Source organism: Streptomyces cavernae (genome assembly GCF_004023625.1).
Classification (GTDB): domain Bacteria; phylum Actinomycetota; class Actinomycetes; order Streptomycetales; family Streptomycetaceae; genus Streptomyces; species Streptomyces cavernae.
This window is the reverse complement of sequence record NZ_ML137717.1, coordinates 904-1,312: the sequence shown is the minus strand read 5'-3', so window position 1 is coordinate 1,312 and position 409 is coordinate 904. Positions and strand designations below refer to the sequence as shown.

Sequence of the window (409 nt, the reverse complement as noted above, 5' to 3'; positions counted from 1 at the left end):
TCAACGGCACCACCGAACTCGTCGCCATCAACTCCCGCTCCTGGCAGGGGGGATGCCTCGGCAACGATCCCGCCGAAACCCGCACCGGCGCCATCGACACCCGTGTCGACGACCTGGGCAGCTGGGTCAAGGAAGTCTTCAGCCGCGAGAAGATCACACCGGCGGACATCGACGGTGACGGCAAGGACGACCTGGTCCTGCAGCGCATCGACGGTTCCGTCATCGTCCATCGCAACCTCGGAAACAGCTTCGGTGCCGGCACCGTGATGTCCGCCGGATGGAGCCGTTTCGTCACCGGTACCGACATGGGCCGTCTCTACTTCGCCGACATCACCGGCGACGGCAAGGCCGACCTCATCGTTCACGGCACCGACGGCAAAGTCGCCGTCCGCAAGAACATGGGCACCTA

At 64.8% G+C, this 409-nt stretch carries 1 protein-coding gene; it reads left to right on the top strand.

Annotated features, from left to right (window positions below):
• Nucleotides 1–409 (top strand): FG-GAP repeat domain-containing protein (locus tag EF387_RS48155; protein ID WP_238431422.1); only part of this gene is annotated, 409 nt, incomplete at both ends.